This is a genomic window from Romboutsia lituseburensis (assembly GCF_024723825.1).
In the GTDB taxonomy this organism is placed as follows: Bacteria; Bacillota; Clostridia; order Peptostreptococcales; family Peptostreptococcaceae; genus Romboutsia_F; species Romboutsia_F lituseburensis_A.
The window spans coordinates 2,669,541-2,695,089 of sequence record NZ_JANQBQ010000001.1 but is presented as its reverse complement, the minus strand read 5'-3'; the positions used below and the strand labels follow the sequence as shown (position 1 = coordinate 2,695,089).

Genomic DNA, 25,549 nt, shown 5'->3' with positions numbered 1-25,549 from the left:
CTATATTATAATCTTATTTCTTTTACATTGATTTGACTCTGTTTTATGTCCATTATTATGAAGCTTTTATATGTTACTCTTCTTGGTAAAGATAAACTCCCAGGATTTAAGTATAATATACTATCCTTTTCTATATTTAGAGGAATATGCGTATGACCAAAAATTACTATATCTGCATTTACTGTTTTAGCTTTTTGTTCAATTTCATCTATGCCATACTTTACTCCATATTTATCTCCATGACATAAAAATATTGTTTTATCTTCTACTTCAAATATTAATTCATCCTCTACATTGTCAAAATCACAATTTCCTCTTACAGCCATTATACCTACATTAGTTTCACTATGTATGTACTTTGAATCTGAGAAATTATCTCCAGCATGAATTATTAAATCACACTCTTTTAGATATGGTATAGATTTGTCGATGAATTTCTTCATCATGTGAGTATCACTAACTACTCCTATTTTCATTATCTCACTACCCTTTTGCTAAACTCACTTTTCATTAATTTTAAAGCATTTGCTCTATGACTTATACTATTTTTTATTGTTGCAGGCATTTCAGCAAATGTTTTATTATATCCATTTACTATAAATAATGAATCATATCCAAATCCATTTTTACCTTTTTCTTCAAATCCTATAGAACCTTCACAAGTACCTCTAACTACAAATTCTTTTCCATCTGGTAAAACTACAGCTATTGCAGATACAAATCTTGCTGTTCTTTGACTTGCTGGAATATTAACTAATGCTTTAACTAACTTTTGTCTATTTTCTTCATCTGTAGCATTTTCTCCTGCATATCTAGCTGAATAAACTCCTGGTTTTTTTCCTATAGCATCAACTTCTAGACCTGAATCATCTGATATAGCTATTTTATTAGTTAATTTTGCTATAGTTCTAGCTTTTATTAATGCATTGTGCTCGAATGTTTTTCCATCTTCAACAATTTCAATTCCACCTAAATCTACATCTTTTAATGAATATATAGTATAATCAAAATCTTCTAATATAGAACCTATTTCTTCTAATTTATGAGCATTATTAGTAGCTATAACTACTTCATCCCCATATTCCATACCTAATATATCATCTGCTATTTTTCCTAATGCAGCCCTTTGAGCTTTTATTAATTCTTTATTCCCCTTTTCACCAAGTTCTAACAGTGCATTTAAATCAGATCTTGAGAACGGACGCTCTTCACCTGTTCCTTGAACTTCAACAAACTCGCCTTTATCTGTCATTATTATGTTCATATCAACTTGTGCATTCGAATCTTCTTCATAGCATAAATCAAGAACATGCTCTTGATTTACTATACCAACACTTATAGCTGATACAAAGTTTCTAACTGGCATTTCTTTTATAGCTTTAGACTTATGTAACTTATCTAGCGCATCTACTACAGCAACAAATGCACCTGTTATTGAAGCAGTTCTAGTTCCTCCATCGGCTTGAATTACATCACAGTCTACCCAAATAGTTCTTTCCCCTATTTTATTTAAATCTATAACAGATCTAATAGCTCTTCCTATTAATCTTTGTATCTCTTGAGTTCTTCCATCTACTTTACCTCTTGATGATTCTCTTACTTTTCTTTGATGAGTAGATCTAGGAAGCATAGAATACTCTGCATTTATCCATCCAGTTCCTGTATGTCTTAAAAAAGGTGGTACTTTTTCTTCTATAGATGCAGTACATATAACTTTAGTTTCTCCCATTTCTATCAATACAGAACCTTCTGCGTATCTAGTATAATTTCTTGTTATTTTTATATTTCTTATCTGATCGTTACTTCTATTATCAATTCTAGCCATTACTAATACCTCGCTTAAGTATGTTATGTTGATTTTTCATTCGTTCAACTTTATTCATATATTACTAATATTAACATATATTACAAGTTATTTTCCACTATTAACAATATCTATATACTCGTCAATAACTTTAAAATAACATTAATTTTTATCTATTATCTTAAATATCCTTTTTTAATATCAGCATATTACTTTATAAATTACTCTTTACCTCTTCTATTGTTTCTAGTTTAACCAATTCAATAAATTGACTTTCATCAATAACTTTAATTCCTAGTTCATTAGCTTTAGTTAACTTCGATCCTGCCTCTTCACCTGCTAATACAAATGTAGTTGATTTACTTACACTGCTAGTTGCTTTTCCACCCCTAGATTCTATAATTTCTTTAGCATCATTTCTTTTTAATGTTGGTAGTGTGCCGGTCAATACAATCTTCATTCCTTCAAATATTTGAGGAGTGTCATTATTTGTATCATCTTCTGCACTCATATTTACGCCTGCTTTTTTTAACTTATCTATTACATTAAGATTTTTTTCTTCTTTAAAGAATTCTATAACACTTCTTGCCATAATTTCTCCAAATTCTTCTAAGTTTACTAAATCTTCAATAGATGCCTTTAGAATTGAATCCACGCTATCAAAGTTTTTAGCTAAAATTTTAGCTCCCTTAACTCCTACAAATTTTATACCTAATCCATTTATTAATCTCCATAAATCACTTTCTTTAGATTTTTTAATTGATTTAACTAGGTTATTTGCAGATTTATCTCCCATTCTTTCTAGATTAACTACATCTTCTTTTTTTATACTATATAAATCTGCAACATCTTCTATTATTTTTTCATTTAATAGTAATGTTATTATTGATTCACCTAATCCATCTATATTCATTGCATCTCTTGACACAAAGTGTATTATCCCTCTTCTTATTTGAGCTGGACAAGACATATTTATACATTTCACAGCAGACTCACCTTCAAGTCTTACTGTAGGTTCAGAGCATACAGGGCATTTTTTAGGCATTTCAAATGCTAATTCGTCACCAGTTCTCTCTTCTTTTATTACTTCAACAACTTGAGGAATTATATCTCCTGCTTTTTGAACTAATACAATATCATTTATCTTTATATCTTTTTCTCTTATGTAATCCTCATTATGTAATGTTGCTCTACTTACACTAGTCCCTGCCAATCTAACCGGTTCTAGTACAGCTGTAGGAGTTATCGTACCAGTTCTACCTACTTCAACTATTATATCTATTATTTTTGTTTTCTTTTGTTCTGCTGGAAACTTATATGCAATAGCCCATCTTGGACTCTTTGCAGTATATCCCATAGCTTCCCTTTGTTTTAAATTATTTACTTTTATAACCATTCCATCTATTTCAAAATCTAAATTACCTCTATTTTGTGTCCAATATTCTATATAATCGATTACTTCTTCAATTTTATTACATACTTTATAGTTAGGACTTACCTTAAATCCTTGAGACTTTAAAAATTCTAACGATTCACTATGGCTTTTAAACTCTAAATTTTCACCATGTTCAAGATTGAATATAAATATATCTAAAGGTCTTTTTGCTGTTAACTTAGAATCTAATTGTCTTAGTGATCCTGCTGCTAAATTTCTTGGGTTCGCAAATAATTGAAGACCTGCTTCTTCCTGCTGATCATTTATTTTATTGAAGTTTTCTTTACATATGTAAACTTCTCCTCTTACTACTATCTCCTTATCTTCTTCTATTCTTAGAGGAATTGTCTTAACTGTCATTAAATTTTTCGATATATCTTCTCCTACAACCCCATCTCCTCTAGTAGCTCCTTTTTCAAAAACTCCATCATTATATGTAAGTCCTACCGAAAGTCCATCTATCTTAAATTCAACCACATATTCAACATCATCATTTACCATATCTCTAACTCTCTTATCAAAATCTCTCAGATCTTGACCCGAGTATGCATTTGATAAGCTTAGCATAGGTATTTTATGTACTATTTGTTCAAATTTATCTAAAGGTTTCCCTCCAACTCTGTTTGTAGGAGAGTCAATCCTCTTTAATTCTGGATTTTCCTCTTCTATTTTTATTAATTCTTTAATTAAATTATCGTATTCAAAATCTGATATTTCAGGTTCATCCTGATTATAGTATTTTTCATTATGATAGTTTATTAAATCTATAAGTTCATTCATTCTATTTTCTATACTCATGCTATTATCACCTCATATGCTTATTTACACTTTTAGTATTGCCATTTTCTAACTTTTAATATATTTTAGTATATCATTTTAGTATTATCCTTGTGAAATTTTTTATTAAGCTTCTATTAATAAGGCCAACCTTGTTAAAACTATTTCACTTGCGCTATTTTATGGTATCTATCATAATTTTCTTAAGCATAAAAAAGTTACTCTATTAATAGAGCAACTTTTATTATTTTAGTCTAATATCCTTTATAAATATCCATAATATTATTTAAAGGTTTATTATTTATGTAATTTTTAAGATTGTTATATATCATATTAAAGTTTCTATCATTATTTTTATCTGATACCCATGAATTATGAGGTGTTATAGTTATACTTTCAAACTTCCATAGTTCATTATCTTCACTTAATGGTTCCTCTTGAAATACATCTAGCGCTACCCCTCTAAATTTATCCATATACTTTATTAAGTCATTCTCATTTACGATGTTTCCTCTTCCTACATTTATAAATACAGATTTATCTTTCATAACGCTAAACTTATCTTTATTTATTATTCCAATAGTATCTTTTGTGGCTGGAATTGTACATATAACTGCATCACAATTTGTAAATACTTCATTCATATCATTTGTTGCAAAACACCTATCAAAATATTTTTTATCAGTTCCTTTTGTATTCACGCCCCATAATTCAACACCAAAAGCTTTTAACCTCTTAGCAGCTTCTGTAGCTATTGTGCCTGTACCTATAAAACCAATTCGTCTACCATATATTTCTGTCATATCAAAGTTCATTTTCCACTTTTTATCCTGTTGTTGCTTGTAGAAAATTTTACTATTTTTATATATTTGCAAAATGTACATTACTATCCATTCGCTTATAGGAATACTATATCCACCTTTATTATTTGCTATTATTATATTTCTGCCATTTATCTTTTCTTTAGGTATCTGATCTACGCCAACACTAGATGTTTGGATATACTTTAGATTATGCAGTTTTGATATATCTAAAGTGCTAAATGGATTATATGTTACTAATACATCAATAGCATTAATATCTTTATCATTTATTACATTTTTTTCATTAGCGTATATTAAATCGTATCCTAAGTCTCTAATTTTTTGAAATTTTTCTTCCCCATAATTTATAGTAAATAAAACCTTCACTATAATCCCTCCCATGTATTATTTTGTTATATTATAAGTATTTTATGTAAAAATAAAAAGTCCTTCAATTTTGAAGGACTTAATCTATTTAAAAATAAATGTATAAAAAGACTATGAGGTTAAAACTATGAGGTGTAATATACATTTATTTATAATTATTTTGACCAAATTAAATTAATATATTCTCATATATTTTACTTTACAGTTCAAACTTTAATTTTTTTTCATCTTTTCTAGTGTACTCTTTAACATATTTAGAAATACTCATTAAAGCATCTTTGTCTTTAATAATAAAAGTATTTTCTTTTTTTTCTATGTATTTTTTATCTACAAATTTATTTATTGTATTGTATAAATTTTTTCTGCTTGTTGATAGTAAATGGCACAATCTATATATGCTTTTAAACTTAAATATATCATCCTTTGAATTTTCTAATATATAATGAGCAAACAACTCTTCAAATCTAAATAAATCTTTCATTATTAATTTTTTATACATGTTATACATTCTTTTGCTAGTTTTAAAAAAGAATATATTTAAAAATTCAGGATTATTTTGAAGTATCTTAAATGTTGAATCATTTATTTTAGCTAAAGTTACAGAGTTTTCTGCAATAATATCACAAAATAAACTCTGATCATAAAGATCACTAATTTTTCCTACAAACTCATCTTCCGGAACTATATCAACTAAGAAACTTTTTCCATACTTAGTCATACATTCAACTTTAACAATCCCTTCTAATATAAAAAACACTCCGTCTACACTTTCTATCCCACTAGATATATATTGACCTTTTTTATATTTATAAATTTCAATTTCATCCATATGTTTTTTTATACTGTTATATATGACTGTATCCTCTAATCTCATGTTAATATACCCTTTCCCCTCTATAGTTATAACTAAAAAACTCTACTCCTTAATTTTATAAAATAAAAACTAGCAATTCAATAATTAGAATTGCTAGTTTTTATTTTATATTTTTTATTTGTATAATTATTTAACTAAAACATAGTTTCATGACCTATATAACATGCTATTTCATTATCTAAAAATTTATCTTGTATATCTTCTAATTTACTTAAATCTACATCACCTTTACCATTATAATCATAAGCTTCGCCTAATTGATTCCATTTACTTTCTCCAAGTCTATGAAAAGGTAATAAGTTTATCTCATATAAATCATTTACTTTCATAAATTCAATAATTTTACTTACATTGTCATCATCATCATTGAATCCACCAATAACAGGAATTCTAATAACTAATCGACCATTCCAATTACATTTTCTCAATAATTTAATATTTTGGTGAATTAAATCATTGTATACACCTGTTTGACTTTTATGTTTTTCTCTATCCATATGTTTTAGATCTATAAAAGCAAAATCTATACAATCCATAATATTTAAGAAAATATCATTTGATACATATGCACTAGTTTCAATAGCGGTGTGTATATTTAATTTTTTGCATTCTTTAAGTATATTAATTAAATATTCATGATGAAGCAATGGTTCTCCACCACTAAATGTAACGCCACCTTTACTTCTCCAGTTATTAGAGTCCCTTTTTATTATTTGCATTAATTCTTCTACAGAATATTCCTTTGAACATATTTTTAATGCATTGTTATAACATGATTTAGCACATTCAAATGTTGTACAAATTTTACAAATATCCCAATTTAAAATTGGCTTATTTGAATCATCAAAAGTTAAACCGCTCTGCTTACATTTATCCTTACAGGCAGTGCATCCTTTATCATATTTACAAGATAATTCACTAAACATTATATGAGATTTTATTTTCCAACTTTCTGGATTAGCACACCATCTACATTGTAAGGGGCATCCATTAAAAAATACTGTTGTTCTACAGCCTGGTCCATCATGAACAGAAAAGCTTTGTATATCAAATATATTACCTTTTAAATTCATCTAGATTCTCCTTTATTTAAATCTATGTCCTTTACATGTTACTGCATTTAAACTTTCAAAAGTCCAATCTTCTTTTTCAAGACCTGTGCAAATTCCTATGCCTTTTTCATCTGGATTTTCAAAGTTTATACAATTTTTACATTTTGGCATTAATGCTAAATCTGAGCATGTTTCTGAGTCTATATTTATAAGTTGTTTTGTTATTCTGCATATTCCCTTTGTAGCATCTATTGTAGAAAAGTTTAAGCAATCATTATGTTTTAATTTCATTATTTTACACCCCTTCATATTCAGTTCTAGCTATAACTTCATCTTGTATTGGTTTGCCTAACTCACACCAATATTGAGTAAATCCAGCTACCCTAACCATAAGATCTCTATAATCATCTGGTGTTTTTTGAGCTGTTTTTAATACTTTTGAATCTACTACATTATATTGAATATGGAATCCACCTTTTCTTAAATACGAACGTGTAAGATCTAATAATTTCTTACTTCCTTGATCTCCTTTAACTGATGCAGGATGTAATTTCAAGTTCATTTGAGAATTTTGAACTTGTGCTTGATCCCAGCAAGTTGCTGATTCAAATAAAGCATATGTTCCATTTTTATCCGTTCCTGGATATGCTGATAATGATCCATCTGAGTAAGTAGTTCCACTCAATCTACCATCTGCAGTAGCTAGAGTAGCTGCACCTTGAGGTCCATGAGTAGATACCGATATTTGACAAGGATACATTTTTTTACCATATAAAGACTCTGCTTTTTCACATGCTTTTAATAACCATTCTTGGTAACCTTTCAAAATTTTATCTGCATAATAGTCGTTATTTCCATACTTCGGAGAATCTAAACAAGCTTTATAAATCTCATCATATTTTCCTCCATTTTCTAGCTTAACTTGATCCGCTAAAGAATAATTTCCTATTTCTAGAGCATTTTTAAATCCAAAATTATTTAAAATAGCTTCTTTTAATTCATCTAAACTATATAATTTTTTATCATATACTAAGTTTTTTATAGACGCTAAAGAATTAATCATAGTTACAGTTCCACAAGTTTCTACATTTAGCGTTGCATTATATCTATATCCCATATTTCCTATGTGCTGTCCTTTATCCAAACAATCAGGTTTTAAGAAAGAGTTTATAACTGACATATTTTGTTTTCTCCAAACATCTAATTCTATGTTGTTTGCCTTTTCTAAAACATTTATTATATGTTCATAATAGCTTGTAAATACTTCCCATAGCTCTTCATATGTTTCTAAATTTTTATTATGAGGCTTTAAAATTTGAGCTCCTGTTCTATAATCTTTTCCATTCATTAAAACAAGTTCTAGCACCTTAGGGTTTGCTATAAAATGAATTCCAGAACCTGCTGACTGGCCAGCTCCTCCAGCTATCCAATATTTTTTTTCATTCAATGTAAGTTCTTTCCAGCATCCTGGTGATGTTTCTAGGCATCCTCCTAATGCAACTGCTCTAGCTTCTTCTATTGTCATACCTTCATCTACAAATTGCTTCATCATAAAGTTTATTGAATTTACATTGTTTACCCATGCAGGATATCCTGTACCTGTCTTTGTACATTCAGCTGCCTTTAATAAGAAATCTTCTGGTAATTTTTCATCATATAATACAGTCAGAGTTGGCTGAGGCGTTTTACAACTCATCCCAGACTCTAATAATAGCATTTCTAGTTCATTAGCCCCTGATTGACCATCTTTTGTTAATCCACCTATACTTAAAGTATTGAATGTATTTCCTGATAAAACCCCACCATTTACACCTGCAGATGCGAAACAGTCTATACATGTTATCTTAATTCTATATAGCTCTAATAACTCTAAAGCTTCTTCCCTTGAAAGAATCCCTTTTTCTTTATCTTGTTCATACCAAGGGTATAAAATTTGCCCGAATCTACCTATAGACATGCCTGATATAGCATCCTCATTTACAGATGCTATATGAACAGTATATGAAAGTTGAAGTGCTTCTCTAAATGTACGAGGTTGATAATGAGCTATCCATTCTAATATATCTACAATTTCTAAGTATTCATTTTTTACATTTTCATTAGGCTCTACTTCTGCTAGATATTTCGCATGCTTAGCATAGTTTAATATCCATGTCTGTATACCCTCTATAACATGAATTACAGCTTCATAGAAATATAATCTATCCATTCCTATTAATCCATCACCATTTGCATTACCTGCAACTGTTGATCTACATTCTTTCGCCATATTTATAAGTTCATCAAATCCATATTGTAATGGATAGTAATAATTTATTATTTCTCTTCCTTGAGGAAGTGTATATCCCGAATCAAACATAGAAACTAAACTACTCATTATCTTTTCTTTAGTTTCAAATTCTAGCATCATTTTTTCATATCTAAACCCTACATCTTCTACAGATTTGCCTACCCATTCATTTGCTACTTTTAAAAGTGCTGGTATCTCTTCTTGTCTCATACCAAATTTACCAGCTATAGAAACTACATTTCCAAAACTTTTTGTTACATTTCCGCCTCCGCTTCCAAATTGAGTTAATTCATCAGCTGTACTACTAGCTATTTTCTCTGCTTCTTTAGATATTTCATCCCCTTGAGATATAAAGAAACTTTCACTTAGCCATGGCATAGGGAATGCTCCTCTATAATTCATAGTTTTTTGCATAACTAATTTTTCTCCAGGAACTATATTAGGTGTTAAGTGGGAAAATGCCTCTTTTAGTGCTTTTGCCCTCCTTACTACAGTTATTTCTCCATCAAATTCCTTCCATGCTCTATTGTACCAGTATGGAAATTCTATATCTGCTGTTGATAATGTATTATAAAATATATCTCTTAATGCTTTTGCTCTTGGCATTGGTTCTTTTTCTAGTTCTTCATGACTTGATTTCTGATTAGAGTATTGATCTGTGTTTATTCCTCTTTTGGATAAAATATCTTTTATTTTATCTTCTTTTAATTTGTCCATTAACGTCCCCCCTATATGTAAATATATAAATACTGTATTATACATTTAGACTAATAAGGTAGTGTAAAGTATACACATTTTTAAATAATGTTGATTATAAGCACAAAAAAAGTACCTTTAATAAATTAATATTAAAGATACTTTTTATATAAGCCTACATTTACTTTTTTATTAACTTTGCAACACTTTCAACGTGCATTGTATGAGGGAACATATCTACTGGCTGTATTTCTACGCACTTGTATCCTCTTTCATCCAAATATGCTAAATCTCTAGCTAATGTTGATGGATTACAAGAAACATAAACGACCTTATCAGGAGACATAGATACTATAGTATCTAAAACCTTCTCGTCACATCCTTTTCTAGGAGGGTCTACTACTACTACATTAGCAGTTTTTCCTTCACCGTACATTTTAGGAACAACCTCTTCAGCCTTACCTACATAGAATTCAACATTATCTAAATTATTTATTTGTGCATTTATTTTAGCATCTTTTATAGCATCGGCTACAATCTCTATACCATATACTTTTTTAGCTTTTTGAGCTAGGAATAAAGATATAGTACCTATACCACAATATATATCAAATACAGTATCATTCTCTTGTAAATCTGCATACTCTAAAGCTTTATTATATAAAACTTCTGTTTGTATAGGATTAACTTGGAAGAATGAAAGTGGTGATATTTCAAATACTAAATCACCTATATAATCATTTATTTTTCCTTCACCATATACTACTCTATTTTCTTTACCTAATATTACATTAGTTTTCTCTCTGTTTTCATTTACAACTAATGTTTTAAATCCTGGAACATTATCTTTTAAAACAGATGCTAGCTCACTTAAGTATGGTAATTTTTTACCATTAGCTACTAATACAACCATAACTTCTTTAGTTGTAAATCCTATTTTTGTTACTAAATGTCTTAAAACTCCTGTATGAGTCTTTTCATCATAAACACTCACATTATATGCATTTATATAAGTCTTTATAATTTTAACTATTTTATCATTTATATCGTGTTGTATAACACACTTATCCATAGGTATTATATCGTGACTTTTTTTCTTGTAAAATCCTATAATAGGTGTATTTCCTGATTTTTGTATAGGGAATTGAGCTTTGTTTCTATATCTTAGAGGTTTATCCATTCCTAGTGTTTCATGTATAATAACATCCTCTAATTTTCCGATTCTACTGATAACTTGTTTAACTTCATTAGTTTTTATATCAAGTTGTTTTTGATATTCTAGTTCTTGTATTTGACATCCTCCACAATCTTTAAGATTGTCGCTACAAACTCTATTTATTCTGAAAGGTGATTTTTCTATTATTTCTACAATATCCCCAACAGCATAATTTTTTTTAGACTTATTTATCTTAACTTTTACTTTGTCCTCTATTAATCCGCCCTCTACGAAGACTGTAAAGCCATTGTGTTTTCCTATTCCTACTCCACCTTGACCTATATCAACTATATCTACAATATACTCTTCATTTTTTGATAACATTAAGGTATCCTCCGTCCATGTATTTTAAGAAACTCCAAGATTTAATTTTACCAAAAAAATAGAGGCTTATAAAGCCCCTATATGAATAAATCTCTACTTTTATATCCTCTATACAGTTGTAAGCAAGCAAATATTAATAACATTATCCCAAATATTGGTCCTATATACACTAATTTCTCTGCCAAACTTTGAGCTACGCCACTATCTACTATAGCTTTTACAGCCCCTAAATAATCTGATTTTGCATTAAGACCATATCTTATCCATGTAAAAGATGTCATAAGTGCAACAGGCACTACACTCATAGTCATATAAAATCCCGTTATTGATCTTTTTTTTACTCCTTTTAATCCTATATATATTGGTAAGAAGAATAATACCGGTAATATAAATCCATAAAATTGTGGTGATAATGCTAAAAATAACATTGAACTAAATAAAAAACTAGTTATATACTTTCTTAAATAAGTAGTTTTTCCTTCAAAATCATATAATGATGCTTTTAAGTATCTTATATAAACTTCTATACTCGTTTCTAATTTGTTCTTGTCTTTAGATGCTTTTACTTCTTTTACTAGCTCTACACCTTTCCCATTTAATTGGTTATATTGAGTTTTAAATTTATCAGAAATTTCAATTTCAGTATATTTATTTAGTAGTTTGTCTAATTGTAATCTATATTTTTGTTTTTTATTTTCTTTTAAACTTTTATTCTTTTCTATTTCAGTATTTAATTGTTTTATTGTAGTTATTACTAAGTTTGTATTCATTTTATCCCTCCCTTTAATTATATAATACTATATCTCCCTTTACTTGTCAGAAAATTCATTCATTTTTTTGTATTATATTTAGTCAAAAACCCTACTTTAAAAGTAGGGTTTTATATTTTTTATTTCTCATCTTTTACAATTTTTTTCATGGATATACCTATACATACAAATATTGTTGCCCAAATTACACCCATAAATCCCCATGCTGCACTAGTCATAAACTTTACCCTCCTATTCTTTATGGAGTTTCTTTGTTTTATTATGCTTTACTTACTTCATTATTTTCTATCTCATCTTTATACTTAGTTTTAATTGATTTATATGATTGAATAAATCCTATTATCAATACTCCAAACACAACTATTCTACCTAAATTAACCCAAACTGCAAATTCTGGTATTTCAGCTACATAACTAGGTACAATTTTAAAGTTACCAGCTATCCAATAATCTCTTGTAAAGAATACTAAGAATGTTATTATTGTAATTGGTGTTAAGAATTGATGGAATAATCTAAAGAACCACTTAGGAACTTTCCATAATCCTCCTCTGTTCATTTCTTCTAAAGCACTATCTTTTACACACCATCCTATTACTACAATTTCTATTAACCCTAGAACTATTAATAAATAGTTACCTATCCAGTTATCAACTTCTGTAAAGTATATCAAGTTAGCACTTTGAGTTAAAATTGACTCTAACGCTATAGGTAAACCAACTATTAAGTATCCTACGAATACTATCCAAGCACCTTTCTTTCTATCTATTCCTGCATCTTCTTCTAGCAATGCAACTAGATAATTATACATAGCTATGGCAGATGTTACTCCTGCAAAGAATAATAACAAGAACCATAAAGCTCCAAATATTCCACCACCTGTCATAGTGCTAAATACATTAGGCAATGCCATAAATGCTAATCCTATACTTCCTTTTATACCTTCTGGCCCTAAGAATGCATAGGCAATAGGTATAACTGCTGTTCCACCTAATATAACTTCAGCAAACTCATTTAATGACACTGTTGCTACTGAAGCTGTTACTATATCTTCATCTGGTTGTAAGTAAGAAGCATAGTTTTGTATTATCCCCATCCCTAAAGATAATGTAAAGAATATTTGTCCAGCTGCAGCTATTGCAGATTGCCATGATAATTGACTAAAATCTGGATTCCATATATAGTTAAGCCCTGCTAGTGAGCTCCAATCAGGATTCACAGGAGAACCTAATGTTAATGATCTTATTCCTAATATGATACCAAATACGTATAACACAGGCATCATTACTTTAGCCCATGATTCTATACCTTTTTGTATCCCTTTCATTACTGCAAATGCTAAACAAAGTAATGCTATAACCCAGAATATTAGATTTTTAGGATCCTGAATATAACTTGCGAAGAATCCGCCCGGATCTCCTTTATATCCACCTGTTAGAGAATTAAATGCAAATCCTAAAGACCATCCAATGATATGATTATAATAAGAGTTAACTAATATAGTAACTCCAAATGCTATCATCCCACATAAAGAACCAACTATAATTGCTTTTTTAGGTTTCATTGCTTGTTTTGCTTGTAAATACATCATAGGCCCTAATGTACCATGGCCATGTTTACCGCCATAACGCCCTATACTCCATTCAACTAACATTACAGGTAAACCTATAACTATTAGTGCGAAGAAGTATGGTATCATAAATGCTCCTCCACCATTTGAAGCTGCTACATACGGGAACCTCCAGAAATTCCCTAGTCCAACGGCATTTCCTGCCATCGCTAATATTAGACCAATCTTTGAGCCCCAGTTTTCTCTACTTTCAGCCATTAGTCTATATCCCCCCTTTTTAAGTATAAAAATTTGATTCGCTTAATTAACTGTATTAGCAAATCAATTTAAAAGATAATTTCCTGATTATCCGATTTAACTGAATTTTCTGAATAATCAAGTTATAAAATAACCACTAAGATTTCATCATCATAAGATTTCATCCTTAGTGGTTATTTTACTAGCTTAAAAATATAGTAACACTTTACTTAATAATTTTCAAGCGATTATCATTAAATTTTCAGAAAATTTTAATTTTTCATTTTTTATTATAAAACTCTACTTGATCCTCTATATATTACACCTCTTGATGCATCTACGGTTACAACTTCTCCATCTTTAACTGTTTCAAGTATTTTACTAGCTGATACTACAACTGGCTTATCTAAATTTAAACCAACTATAGCAGCATGAGAAGTCATTCCACCATCTTCAGTTACTATCGCTCCAGCTTTTTCTATATAAGGGTTCATATCTATATCAGTCATAGTTGTAACTAATATATCTCCTTCATTGAAATCAGCACAGCTTTCACCACTCTTGATTATACGAACTTTACCTTCTGCAGTTTTAGTTCCAACACCTATACCTTGAGCTATTTCTTCACTTATAACATGAACTTTTATTAAGTTAGTAGTTCCGCTTACTCCAACTGGTACTCCTGCTGTTATAACTACTAATTCACCATTATTTATGAAGTTAGCACTTTTAGCAGCTTCTATAGAATTTTCTATAACTTCATCTGTATTTTTAGAACTCGATGACTTAACTGTGTAAACTCCCCAAGTAAGTCCTAATTGTCTCATAGCTTTTTCATTAGTAGTAGTAGCTATTATTGGACATTGTGGTCTAAACTTAGATACCATTCTTGCAGTATGTCCTGAAGAAGTTGAAGTTATTATAGCTGATGCATTTAAATCTATAGCTGTTGTACAAGTAGCATGACTTATAGCATCTGTAACTGTTGTGTTATTACTAGCGTTTTTCTTTAATAAGTTGTCATAATCTAAAGTTTCTTCAGTTCTTTTAGCTATAGATGCCATAGTTTTTACAGCTTCTACTGGATATTTACCTGCAGCAGTTTCTCCAGATAACATTATAGCATCTGTTCCATCATATATAGCATTCGCAACATCTGTTACTTCCGCTCTTGTTGGTCTTGGGTTTCTTATCATAGAATCAAGCATTTGAGTAGCAGTTATTACTGGTTTAGCTAATTCATTACATTTTCTTATCATCATTTTTTGAACTACTGGTATATCTTCTGTTGGTATTTCAACCCCTAAGTCCCCTCTAGCAACCATTATACCATCAGAAACTTTTAATATTTCATCTAAGTTGTCTACACCTTCTTGGTTTTCTATCTTAGATATTATTTGTATATCTGTAGCATTATTTCTCTCTAATATTTCTCTTATAGCTAATACATCTGATGCTTTTCTTACAAATGAAGCTGCTATAAAGTCAACATCTTGACTTATACCAAACTCTATATCACTTATATCTTTATCAGTTATAGCTGGTAGGTTTATACTAACATTCGGTACGTTTACTCCCTTATGATTTTTAACTATACCAGAGTTTTCAACTATACAAACTATATCGTCTCCATTTACTTCTTTAACTCTTAATCCAACTAATCCATCATCTATTAATATTACATTCCCTGGGTTAACGTCTTCTGCAAGACCTTTGTAACTTACTGTACATATTTCTTTAGTTCCTACAACATCTTTCATTGTTATAGTAAATGTTTGCCCTTCTTCTAATAATACTTCTGGATCAGCAAAGTTCCCTGTTCTTATTTCTGGTCCTTTAGTATCTAATAAAAGAGCTACTGGCTTTCCTAATTTTTCTCTAACCTTTTTAGCCATATCTAATCTTCCCTTATGCTCTTCATGTGATCCATGAGAGAAGTTAAATCTACACACGTTTAATCCATTTTCCACTAACTGTGTTAAAACTTCTTCTTTCTCTGATGCTGGTCCTAATGTACAAACTATTTTTGTTCTTTTCATATCCTTTAACATATATATATATTCCTCCTATATTATATAGATAGTATTTTTACCATTTCATAAGTATCTTTATCAAAGTCTCTTGTCATTGATAAAGCTTCATTTATATCCATATCAATTATCTTATTGTCTTTAATACCTACTACTCTTGCAGCTTTTCCATCTAATAAAAGTTCAACTGCTCTAACACCCATTCTACTTGCTAATATTCTGTCGAATGCTGTTGGGCTTCCACCTCTTTGAACGTGTCCTAATATAGTCACTCTTAGGTCAGCGCCTGTCTCTTTAACGATTTCCTTACCTAAGTCTTGAGCATTTCCTACTCCCTCTGCTAAGACTATAATGCTATGTCTTTTACCTCTTTTTTGAGTTGTTTTTAATTTAGTACATACATCTTCGACTTTAAACTCAATCTCTGGAACTATTATAGTTTCAGCTCCTCCTGCAAGACCTGCATATAAAGCTAAGTCTCCACAGTGTCTTCCCATAACCTCGATTATGTTAACCCTTTCATGAGAAGAAGAAGTATCTCTTATTTTACCTATTGCATCGATTATTGTATTCATTGTTGTATCAAAACCTATAGTATAATCAGTGTACGCTAAGTCATTATCTATAGTACCTGGAATACCTATAGCTGGAAAACCTAATTGACTAAGTTTTAATGCTCCATTGAAAGATCCATCTCCACCTATTACGACTAAGCAGTCAATACCAAATCTCTTTAGTACCTCTACTCCTATCGCTCTACCTTCTTCTGTTTTGAATTCTTCACATCTAGAAGACTTTAGTACAGTTCCGCCTCTATGTATAATATCACCAACAGACGATAAGTTCATTTCTTGTATATCTTCTTCTATTAAACCTTTGTATCCTCTGTTAATTCCGTATACTTTACATCCATAGTATATTGCAGATCTTACAACAGCTCTTATCGCTGCGTTCATTCCTGGAGCATCTCCCCCACTTGTCAATATCCCTATAGTTTTCATAGTGCTACCTCCTAGTTATACATTTAAATATATCAGGACATTTTATGTCCCTATATTGTTTTTTCATCCCATCAAAGTTAAAAAAATTAGAACTATTAAAATATTCATTTTCTGATATTATACCACAAGATGAACCATTTTTTTCATAATATTATTATATTATAAATTTTTTATTTTAATATCCTAATTTTTTTAATTTTATTATGCTATTTTTTTAATTTTATGCTTTCTTTTGGTAATACATGTTCTAATTCTAATAGTAAGTCATTTGAAATGCTTATATTAACACCATTCCACTTATATAACTGCTTCGTTTCTTGAGCATATAAAAATATATTTTCACTTCCAGGATATTTATTGCATATTTTACCAATATCATTCATTATCTCTTTATTACTGAAACTATCTATTTTTAAATATAAGCCTAGCTTAGACTCTACTTTAGCTGGTGAACTTTCCCTTTTATTATGGTTATATCTATTTTCTTCAAATCTTGATTTATCACTTATATCTTTTATTTCTCTAGCTATAAGTTTTGCATTTTCATCTTCTTTTATACTTAAAGTTCCTTTTATATATACTATATCATCTTCATTCAATATTTGATTATATTTTTGCAATAACTGTGGGAATATTATAACTTCTATAGCTCCATATAAATCTTCTAATTCTATGAATGCCATTAAATCATTTCTTTTAGTTGTTTTTATAGTTTTATTTGTTATCATACCACCCATTATAACTTCTCTTTCATCAAGAGCTAAATAACTTTGTGTATCCTCTTTTAAAGCATTTAATTTCCCATTATCTATTGATGTGTTTCTTTGAATCTCTTCTTCAAATTCAGCTAAAGGATGTCCGCTAACATACATACCTAATACTTCTTTTTCTAGGTTTAACCTTTCTCTTTCTTCATATTCATTTATTTTTGGAATTATACTTATATCATGAAGTTTATTATTTTCTTCTTGAGTAGAGAACGCTTCAAATAAAGATATTTGGCCTTGTATATTTTTCTTTCTATCCATAGCAATGCTATCTAATAGATTTTCATATCCTGCCATTAAGCTTGCACGATTTTCACTTATTTCATCAAATGCTCCACATTTAATTAAACTTTCTATTACTCTCTTATTCGTATCTTTAGAATCTAGCCTTTTTGCTAAATCACCAAAGTCTTTGAAGTTTCCATTTAATTCTCTTTCGTTAATTATATTGTTTATAATATTCACACCAACATTTTTAACTGCGGCTAATCCAAATCTTATATTATTGCCTTCAACTGAGAATTTAGAGAAACTTTTATTTATATCTGGCTTTAAAACTTGAATTCCTAAAGAATTACATTCTCTTGTATATTCAACAACTTTATCTGTATTTCCCATTACACTTGTTATTAAAGCTGCCATAAATTCTACTGGATAATATGCCTTTAAATATGCCGTCTGATAAGATAAAACACCATATGCCGCTGCATGAGACTTATTAAATGCATACTTTGCAAAGTCTATCATATCATCAAATATTTTATCTGCTATATCTTCTGGTACGCCATTTCTTATGCAACCTGAAATTTCAACATTTCCATTTTCATCCTCTTTACCATAAATAAAGTATCGTCTTTCTTCTTCCATTACATCCATTTTTTTCTTACCCATGGCTCTTCTAACTAAGTCACTACGTCCATAAGTATATCCTCCAAGCTCTCTAACAACTTGCATTACCTGTTCTTGGTATACTAAACATCCATAAGTAACTTCCATTATAGGTTTTAATTTTTCATGTAAATACTTTACATGATGAGGATTATTCTTATTTTCTATATACGTTGGTATAGAATCCATAGGACCTGGTCTGTATAGAGAAATTCCAGCCACTATATCTTCAAAATTATCCGGTCTTAATTGTTTCATGAAAGTTCTCATACCAGCACTTTCTAACTGGAATACTCCAAGTGTATTTCCTGATGATAATAGTTCATAAACTTTATGATCATCGTAATCCATTCTTGAAAAATCTATTTTTCTTCCATAATTTCTTTCTATTAACTCAAGAGCATCCCTTATTACTGTAAGCGTCCTTAAACCAAGGAAGTCCATCTTTAAAAGCCCTAGCTCTTCTAAGGTTGTCATCGTAAATTGAGTAGTTATTGCATCTTGATGTTTATACAATGGTACATATTCATCTACAGGATTTTTAGATATAACAACACCAGCAGCATGAGTTGATGCATGTCTTAGCATACCCTCTATTTGCTTAGATATATCTATAATTTCTTTTGTTTCCCTATCCTGTTCATATAAAGCTCTTAAATTTGGATTTGTTTCTAAAGCTTTATCTATTGTCATCCCTAATGCAAAAGGTATCTCTTTTGCTATTTTATCGACTTTATTATATGGAGTATCTAAAACTCTACCAACATCTCTTATTGCAGCTTTAGCACCCATTGTTCCAAATGTAATTATTTGTGCAACATGATCTTCTCCATATTTTCTTTTTACATAATCTATAACTTCTTCTCTTCTTTCATAACAAAAGTCTATATCTATATCGGGCATAGATACACGCTCTGGATTTAAAAATCTTTCAAATAGTAGTGAGTATTTAATTGGATCTATATCTGTTATCTTAAGTGTATATGCAACTATAGAACCCGCAGCACTACCTCTACCAGGGCCTACCATTATATTATTTTCTTTAGAGAAGTTTATAAAATCCCATGTAATAAGAAAATATTCAACGTAACCCATTCTTTCTATTACATCAAGTTCATAATTAAGCCTATCTATAACCTCTTTATTTGGAGTCCCATATCTTTCTTCTAGCCCTTTAAAGCATAGCTCCCTTAAATAGGTATCAGGTGTGTATCCACCTGGTACATCATATTGAGGAAGATGTATTGTATTAAAATCAAACTCAACATTACATTGCTCAGCTATTTTTACAGTGTTTTCTATAGCTTCAGGTGCATATGGAAATAACTCTTCCATTTCTTCTCTTGATTTAAGATAAAATTCATCACTTCCAAATCTCATACGGTTTGGGTCATTAACAGTTTTTCCCATTTGTATGCACATAAGTACATCATGTATTTTAGAATCTTCTCTATTTACATAATGAATATCATTGGTTGCTACTAATGGTATTCCTATCTCCTTTGATAACTTAACTAATCCAGAATTTACTTCCCTTTGTTCTGGTATATTGTGATCTTGTATTTCTAAATAAAAGTTATCTTTACCAAATATTTTTTGATATTGTAATGCTAACTTTTTAGCTTTTTCATAGTTTCTATCCATAAGAGCTCGTGATACGTCTCCTGCTAAACATGCTGATAATGCTATAATCCCTTCGCTATGTTGTTCAAGCTCTTGCATATCTACTCTAGGTTTATAATAAAATCCTTCAATATATGATGTAGATACCATTTTTATTAGATTTTTATATCCGTTCATATTTTTAGCTAATAAAACTAGATGTCCTTGGTTTTTATCATAGTTAGGATCTTTATCTTTTAATGTTCTTGGTGCTGTATAAACTTCACACCCTATAATCGGCTTTATTCCTTCTTTTTTTGCTGTTTTATAAAAATCTATTACTCCAAACATGCATCCATGATCTGTTATAGCAATAGATGACATATTTAATTCTTTTGCTCTAGCCACAAGTTTCTTAACCCTTGAAAATCCGTCAAGTAAACTGTATTCGGTGTGAACATGAAGATGTGCGAAATCTTTGCTCACTAAACCACCTCCCGTCTTATCTTTTAATATTACCACAAAAACATATCATAAAACAAAATTCATACTTCTTATTTTAATCAAAATTAAAAATACTCAAAATCAGTTATATACTCTTGAGTATTTATATATATCTTTAATCTGAGTTTTTTACTATATTTTTATATCCTGTATAAGTGGAATAAAAATAACCTAAATAAACTAATATAAATATTAAGGCTGTAGCTATTGAGGATATTCCTATATTTGGTTTTCCAAACATTTTTATAAACTCAGTTATAACATATATTGCAACTACAGAATGTATAAAGGCTAAGCCTAATGGTAATGTAAAATATATAAGAGTTTGAATAAATATAGTTCTATTTATCATACTATCGGTTGCCCCTATACGTTTTAATGACTTATATCTATCTATACTGTCACTAGCCTCTGATAACTGTTGTAATGATAGTACTGCCATACTAGATATTAAAAATACTATTCCTAAGTAAATTCCTACAAATAATATAACAGTTGTCATTCCTTTATTTTCTAAATAAGCTTGCTTTTTTGTAGTTCCTAATATAAATCCATATTTAGAGTTTCCTTTTCCGTCTAAAAATGATTTAAATAATTTTGAATATTTTTCTTCTAACTTTTCTCTTGATGCCTCACTGTAATTAATATTTATGCTAGAAAAAGTATAATCTTCAAGTTCTATGCTTTTTAATAAACTATCATTTATTATTAGTGTAATCTTATTTGTATTCATTCCCGATGTGTCTAAAGCATCCGTTATTACTTTACTATTTTTTACTGTACAATTTATATTATTAATGCTTAATTTTTTATTGTATTCTAATATATTATTTAATATATCAATTACTTCATTATTGTTTGAAATTATTAATGCTTCGTTTTTATTTAGATCTATACTATCTTTCCCATCTAACTTCCTAATTTTATTATAATCAGATATTGTTATTATACTTAATCCATGAGTATCTATTGAATTTAATCGTATAGTATGCTTTTCTTTTAGATTTCCTTTAAATAGATCTCTCATTTCAACCTTGGAGTTATAAACTGTATATTCGATATATTCTTCATTTTCATCAAAATCACACCCTAGTTTTTTCATAGTTTGAGAAATACTTTTTATTTCATCACTTTCAAAAACATTCATCTTAGCGCTAGCATCAAAAGGCGTATTATTTTCTAATCCTTTTTCTAAAGCATTTTTAAAACTAATACCAGTTGATAACATGCCTATAGTTAAAAAAAGCATTAAGCATATAACTGACATAGATATAAAGTTTGTATTAATCTTATTGCTTAGTTGTTTTAATATAAATATATTTAAATTTTTGAAATATATAGATTTATTTCTTTTGATTATATTTAATCCAAATCCAGCTAATCCAAAAAATATTAAAAATGTACCTAGTACTCCTAATATTATCGATTTTATAAACAGTAAATTACCTGCATCTAGTCCAGATTTTATAACAAATATATATGCCATGATTATAAATATTGTAGCTATTATAAATGCTATTATATATACTAGATGATTTTTTAGTTTAATACTTTCATTCTTTCGTGATGCAGTTAACATATCTATAATTTTATATCTTGAAATTATAAAAGTATTAAATATTATTACAAGTACAAATATTATACTAAAATATAATACTGTCTTTAATATGGCGCTAAATGAAATTGTAAATATATATTCATTCATTGATATATCAAATAATTGAGAAGTTAAAAGCGATAATCCTTGAGAAAAAATTATTCCTAATACAATACCACTCAAAAGAGAAATCAATCCTACAAAAAATGTTTCTAATACTAATATTTTAGATATTTTTTTAGTTCCCATTCCTAAAGACATATATATGCCAAATTCTTTTTTACGTTTTTTTATTAAAAAATTATTAGCATATAATATAAGAGACCCTAGTACAAAACTTACAAACAAAGATATTATGCCAATTATTGTTATAACGGTATCCATTAACCCTAAATCACTTTTTCCGATTTCTATTATAGCTTTTTGTGACTCTATGGAATTGAAACTATAAAATATACAAACAGATAGAGTCAATGTTAAAAAATATATTGTATAGTCTTTAAAACTTTTTTTAACATTGTTTAAAGCTATTTTAGAATACATTGTTATCGTCACCTCCTAATAATGTAACCACATCCATTATTCTATTAAAAAATTCTTTTCTACTATCATTACCTTTTATTAGCTCATTGAAAATATTCCCATCTTTTATAAACAAAATTCTACTTGCATAACTTGCCGTAAAAGCATCATGTGTAACCATAAGTATCGTTGCTTTTAAATCTATATTTAATTTTTCAAATCGATCTAACAACATTCTAGAAGATCTAGAATCTAACGCTCCTGTAGGTTCATCCGCCAATATTAAAGATGGATTTTTAATTATAGCTCTTGATGCTGCTACTCTTTGTTTTTGTCCTCCTGATATTTGATATGGATATTTATTAAGTACTTCATAAATTCCTAATATATTAACTACTTCCTTGATTTTTTCATCCATATCATATACATCATCTCCCTTTATAGTTAAAGCTAGTGCTATATTTTCATAACAAGTCAATGTCTCTAATAAGTTAAAATCTTGAAATATAAACCCTAATTCATTTTGCCTAAATTCATCTAATTCTCTAGATTTCAATTTAGTTATGTCTAAATCATTTATTATTATTTTTCCTGACGATACATTGTCTATTGTGGATATACAATTAAGGAGAGTAGTTTTTCCACTTCCGGAAGGCCCCATTATACCCACAAATTCCCCTTCGTCCACTCTAAAACTTATATCATCAATAGCTTTAGTTATATTTTCTTTATTCCCATAGTATTTTTCTATGTTTTCTACTTTTAGTATATTTCTCATACTTACCCTCCTTATGTTAACTTTTTTATCATTTAATTTCATAAGTATATTTTATATTTCTTATTTATAATAAACATTACACAAACTCTTATTTAAGATTACACTTTTGTAAGATAACTAGTGTCCATTAAAACTATATAATAAGTTTTTCTCACTATTTAGATAAATATAAACTTATTACATACAAAAAAGAGTTATACTTTAATATAACTCCTTCTGTTAAAAAACATATATATTTTCTATTAATTTCTTAATTTATTAGCAATTTCTTCTATTTTTCTTAGCCTATGATTTACTCCAGATTTTCCAATAGGTGGTTCTAACATTTCACCTAACTCTTTTAGCGACAGATCCTCATATTCTACTCTAAGGCTAGCTATTTCCTGTAAGTTTTCAGGTAAGCTATGTATACCTATTATTTCCTGTATAAATTTTATATTTTCCACCTGTCTAACAGCTGCATTTACAGTTTTTGACAGGTTTGCTGTTTCACAATTTACGATACGGTTAACATTATTTCTCATAGCTTTTACTATCTTAGTACTTTGTAAACTTAACAAAGCATTATGAGCACCTATTATGCTTAATAAATCTGATATTTGTTCACTTTCTTTTAAATATACAACGTAATTATTTTTTCTAGCTACTATTTTACAATTAAATCCAATAGAATTAATTAATTCTTTCAAAGACTCAGCGAAATCTTCATTATTTGTCACAAATTCCATGTGATAGTTTTTGCCTGGATCACTTATTGATCCTCCACCTAAAAATGCACCTCTTATAAATGCCCTTTTACATTCATCATGCACTATAAGATTTGTTGGAACTTTATTTAAAGTGTAAAACCCGTCTCCTGGTGCTAATATTCCTAGTTCTTTTATAAGCTTTTCTGCTCCCATTTCACTTGTTACCATTAAAACATAACTATTATTTCTTTTTAACATTTGGTTTTTATTAACTGAAATAGTTGTATTTATACCAAAATTTTGTTTTAATAGCTTAAATATCTTACGAGCTATTGAATTTAATTCTGTCGTGATCTTTAAATTTAATTTTTTATAACCTACAATTTGTATACTTCCTGCTAATCTTACTAAAGCTGCTAATTCTGTTATATTGCAGCAAGGGTTATCTGATGTAATCCTCGCTAGTTCATTTTTTGTTTCAGCCGAAAAAGACATGTGCATCACCTATAAACTAGTTCTTTTTTAATCTTTTTTTTATTTCTTGTAGAGCTACCTTTATTATTTCTTTCTCGTCATCATACCTGGCTAAGTCTACAACTCTGTCTAAATGTATAAACTTTGCATCAATAAATCCTTCCTCTTTTTGAGGCACCGTATCCATACTTCTAGCCTGCATAAGATACCAGAAAACAGTCTTATGAACTGCTCTATTTTCATCCCAGTTTTCTTTAAAGGTATAATGAATTTCACCCAAATATTTTAATATATCCGCTTTTACTCCTGTTTCTTCTAGCACTTCTCTTAGTGCTGCTTCTTGCCTATTTTCTCCTTCTTCTACCTTTCCTTTTGGTAAAACCCAATCTCCATTGAATTTTCTAAGCAAAAGTATAGCATTGCCAAACAGTACTACACCACCGGCACTAACCTCTTCTCTCATAG

The 25,549-nt window shown here is 29.0% G+C and carries 18 protein-coding genes; all 18 read right to left on the bottom strand.

From position 1 onward, the window contains the following. Positions 1-5 precede the first annotated feature (5 nt). The 18 genes from NWE74_RS13195 to NWE74_RS13110 all read right to left on the bottom strand — a co-directional run bounded on the left by NWE74_RS13195 (position 6) and on the right by NWE74_RS13110 (position 25,547). Entirely contained in the window at positions 6-476 is a 471-nt protein-coding gene (locus NWE74_RS13195; protein WP_258243467.1) for a metallophosphoesterase family protein, read from the bottom strand. Further along, positions 476-1,825 (bottom strand): ribonuclease PH, encoded by a 1,350-nt coding sequence (gene rph / locus NWE74_RS13190; protein WP_258243466.1) that lies wholly within the window; start codon positions 1,823-1,825, stop codon positions 476-478. Before rph ends, NWE74_RS13195 begins: the two co-directional genes overlap by 1 nt. 193 nt (positions 1,826-2,018) lie before the next feature. After that, positions 2,019-4,037: an NAD-dependent DNA ligase LigA gene (gene ligA / locus NWE74_RS13185; protein ID WP_258243465.1), complete on the bottom strand. Its 2,019-nt coding sequence runs from the start codon at positions 4,035-4,037 to the stop codon at positions 2,019-2,021. 233 nt (positions 4,038-4,270) lie between these two features. Then, entirely contained in the window at positions 4,271-5,206 is a 936-nt protein-coding gene (locus NWE74_RS13180; RefSeq protein ID WP_258243464.1) for a phosphoglycerate dehydrogenase, read from the bottom strand. Between the two features lie 199 nt (positions 5,207-5,405). Further along, complete coding sequence (locus NWE74_RS13175; protein ID WP_258243463.1) at positions 5,406-6,080, bottom strand: Crp/Fnr family transcriptional regulator; 675 nt, start codon at positions 6,078-6,080, stop codon at positions 5,406-5,408. A gap of 134 nt (positions 6,081-6,214) precedes the next feature. Beyond that, positions 6,215-7,153, bottom strand: coding sequence for a 4-hydroxyphenylacetate decarboxylase activase (gene hpdA, locus NWE74_RS13170; RefSeq protein ID WP_258243462.1), 939 nt, complete (start codon positions 7,151-7,153; stop codon positions 6,215-6,217). 12 nt (positions 7,154-7,165) lie between these two features. Next, positions 7,166-7,423 carry a 4-hydroxyphenylacetate decarboxylase small subunit gene (gene hpdC / locus NWE74_RS13165; protein WP_258243461.1) on the bottom strand — a complete coding sequence of 86 codons (258 nt, stop codon included), beginning with the start codon at positions 7,421-7,423 and terminating at the stop codon, positions 7,166-7,168. Positions 7,424-7,427: 4 nt separating this feature from the next. Next, complete coding sequence (gene hpdB / locus NWE74_RS13160) at positions 7,428-10,139, bottom strand: 4-hydroxyphenylacetate decarboxylase large subunit (RefSeq protein WP_258243460.1); 2,712 nt, start codon at positions 10,137-10,139, stop codon at positions 7,428-7,430. A gap of 160 nt (positions 10,140-10,299) precedes the next feature. After that, entirely contained in the window at positions 10,300-11,658 is a 1,359-nt protein-coding gene (rlmD, locus tag NWE74_RS13155) for a 23S rRNA (uracil(1939)-C(5))-methyltransferase RlmD (RefSeq protein WP_258243459.1), read from the bottom strand. 77 nt (positions 11,659-11,735) lie between these two features. Then, positions 11,736-12,428: a hypothetical protein gene (locus tag NWE74_RS13150; protein ID WP_258243458.1), complete on the bottom strand. Its 693-nt coding sequence runs from the start codon at positions 12,426-12,428 to the stop codon at positions 11,736-11,738. A gap of 259 nt (positions 12,429-12,687) precedes the next feature. After that, complete coding sequence (locus NWE74_RS13145; RefSeq protein WP_258243457.1) at positions 12,688-14,253, bottom strand: sodium-dependent transporter; 1,566 nt, start codon at positions 14,251-14,253, stop codon at positions 12,688-12,690. Positions 14,254-14,522: 269 nt separating this feature from the next. Continuing rightward, positions 14,523-16,283, bottom strand: a complete 1,761-nt coding sequence (gene pyk / locus NWE74_RS13140) for a pyruvate kinase (RefSeq protein WP_258243456.1) — start codon at positions 16,281-16,283, stop codon at positions 14,523-14,525. A 20-nt stretch (positions 16,284-16,303) separates the two neighbouring features. Beyond that, positions 16,304-17,263: a 6-phosphofructokinase gene (gene pfkA / locus NWE74_RS13135; RefSeq protein WP_258243455.1), complete on the bottom strand. Its 960-nt coding sequence runs from the start codon at positions 17,261-17,263 to the stop codon at positions 16,304-16,306. A 206-nt stretch (positions 17,264-17,469) separates the two neighbouring features. Then, the gene (locus tag NWE74_RS13130; RefSeq protein ID WP_258243454.1) at positions 17,470-21,006 is read right to left on the bottom strand and encodes a DNA polymerase III subunit alpha; all 3,537 of its coding nucleotides are present in this window, start codon (positions 21,004-21,006) and stop codon (positions 17,470-17,472) included. Positions 21,007-21,139: 133 nt separating this feature from the next. Further along, positions 21,140-23,164 carry an ABC transporter permease gene (locus NWE74_RS13125; RefSeq protein WP_258243453.1) on the bottom strand — a complete coding sequence of 675 codons (2,025 nt, stop codon included), beginning with the start codon at positions 23,162-23,164 and terminating at the stop codon, positions 21,140-21,142. Continuing rightward, entirely contained in the window at positions 23,154-23,921 is a 768-nt protein-coding gene (locus NWE74_RS13120) for an ABC transporter ATP-binding protein (RefSeq protein WP_258243452.1), read from the bottom strand. The genes NWE74_RS13125 and NWE74_RS13120 overlap by 11 nt, the downstream gene beginning before the upstream one ends. A 242-nt stretch (positions 23,922-24,163) precedes the next feature. Next, the gene (gene whiA / locus NWE74_RS13115; protein WP_258243451.1) at positions 24,164-25,105 is read right to left on the bottom strand and encodes a DNA-binding protein WhiA; all 942 of its coding nucleotides are present in this window, start codon (positions 25,103-25,105) and stop codon (positions 24,164-24,166) included. A 16-nt stretch (positions 25,106-25,121) separates the two neighbouring features. Then, positions 25,122-25,547: an NUDIX hydrolase gene (locus NWE74_RS13110; RefSeq protein WP_092726808.1), complete on the bottom strand. Its 426-nt coding sequence runs from the start codon at positions 25,545-25,547 to the stop codon at positions 25,122-25,124. Positions 25,548-25,549: the final 2 nt, after the last annotated feature.

What these genes read in the sequence shown, in the direction of transcription:
- NWE74_RS13195 (WP_258243467.1), bottom strand. Translation starts at nt 476, where the DNA reads ATGAAAATAGGAGTAGTTAGTGATACTCACATGATGAAGAAATTCATC.
- rph (WP_258243466.1), bottom strand. Translation starts at nt 1,825, where the DNA reads ATGGCTAGAATTGATAATAGAAGTAACGATCAGATAAGAAATATAAAA.
- ligA (WP_258243465.1), bottom strand. Translation starts at nt 4,037, where the DNA reads ATGAGTATAGAAAATAGAATGAATGAACTTATAGATTTAATAAACTAT.
- NWE74_RS13175 (WP_258243463.1), bottom strand. Translation starts at nt 6,080, where the DNA reads ATGAGATTAGAGGATACAGTCATATATAACAGTATAAAAAAACATATG.
- hpdA (WP_258243462.1), bottom strand. Translation starts at nt 7,153, where the DNA reads ATGAATTTAAAAGGTAATATATTTGATATACAAAGCTTTTCTGTTCAT.
- hpdC (WP_258243461.1), bottom strand. Translation starts at nt 7,423, where the DNA reads ATGAAATTAAAACATAATGATTGCTTAAACTTTTCTACAATAGATGCT.
- hpdB (WP_258243460.1), bottom strand. Translation starts at nt 10,139, where the DNA reads ATGGACAAATTAAAAGAAGATAAAATAAAAGATATTTTATCCAAAAGA.
- rlmD (WP_258243459.1), bottom strand. Translation starts at nt 11,658, where the DNA reads ATGTTATCAAAAAATGAAGAGTATATTGTAGATATAGTTGATATAGGT.
- NWE74_RS13150 (WP_258243458.1), bottom strand. Translation starts at nt 12,428, where the DNA reads ATGAATACAAACTTAGTAATAACTACAATAAAACAATTAAATACTGAA.
- NWE74_RS13145 (WP_258243457.1), bottom strand. Translation starts at nt 14,253, where the DNA reads ATGGCTGAAAGTAGAGAAAACTGGGGCTCAAAGATTGGTCTAATATTA.
- pyk (WP_258243456.1), bottom strand. Translation starts at nt 16,283, where the DNA reads ATGTTAAAGGATATGAAAAGAACAAAAATAGTTTGTACATTAGGACCA.
- pfkA (WP_258243455.1), bottom strand. Translation starts at nt 17,263, where the DNA reads ATGAAAACTATAGGGATATTGACAAGTGGGGGAGATGCTCCAGGAATG.
- NWE74_RS13125 (WP_258243453.1), bottom strand. Translation starts at nt 23,164, where the DNA reads ATGTATTCTAAAATAGCTTTAAACAATGTTAAAAAAAGTTTTAAAGAC.
- NWE74_RS13120 (WP_258243452.1), bottom strand. Translation starts at nt 23,921, where the DNA reads ATGAGAAATATACTAAAAGTAGAAAACATAGAAAAATACTATGGGAAT.
- whiA (WP_258243451.1), bottom strand. Translation starts at nt 25,105, where the DNA reads ATGTCTTTTTCGGCTGAAACAAAAAATGAACTAGCGAGGATTACATCA.
- NWE74_RS13110 (WP_092726808.1), bottom strand. Translation starts at nt 25,547, where the DNA reads ATGAGAGAAGAGGTTAGTGCCGGTGGTGTAGTACTGTTTGGCAATGCT.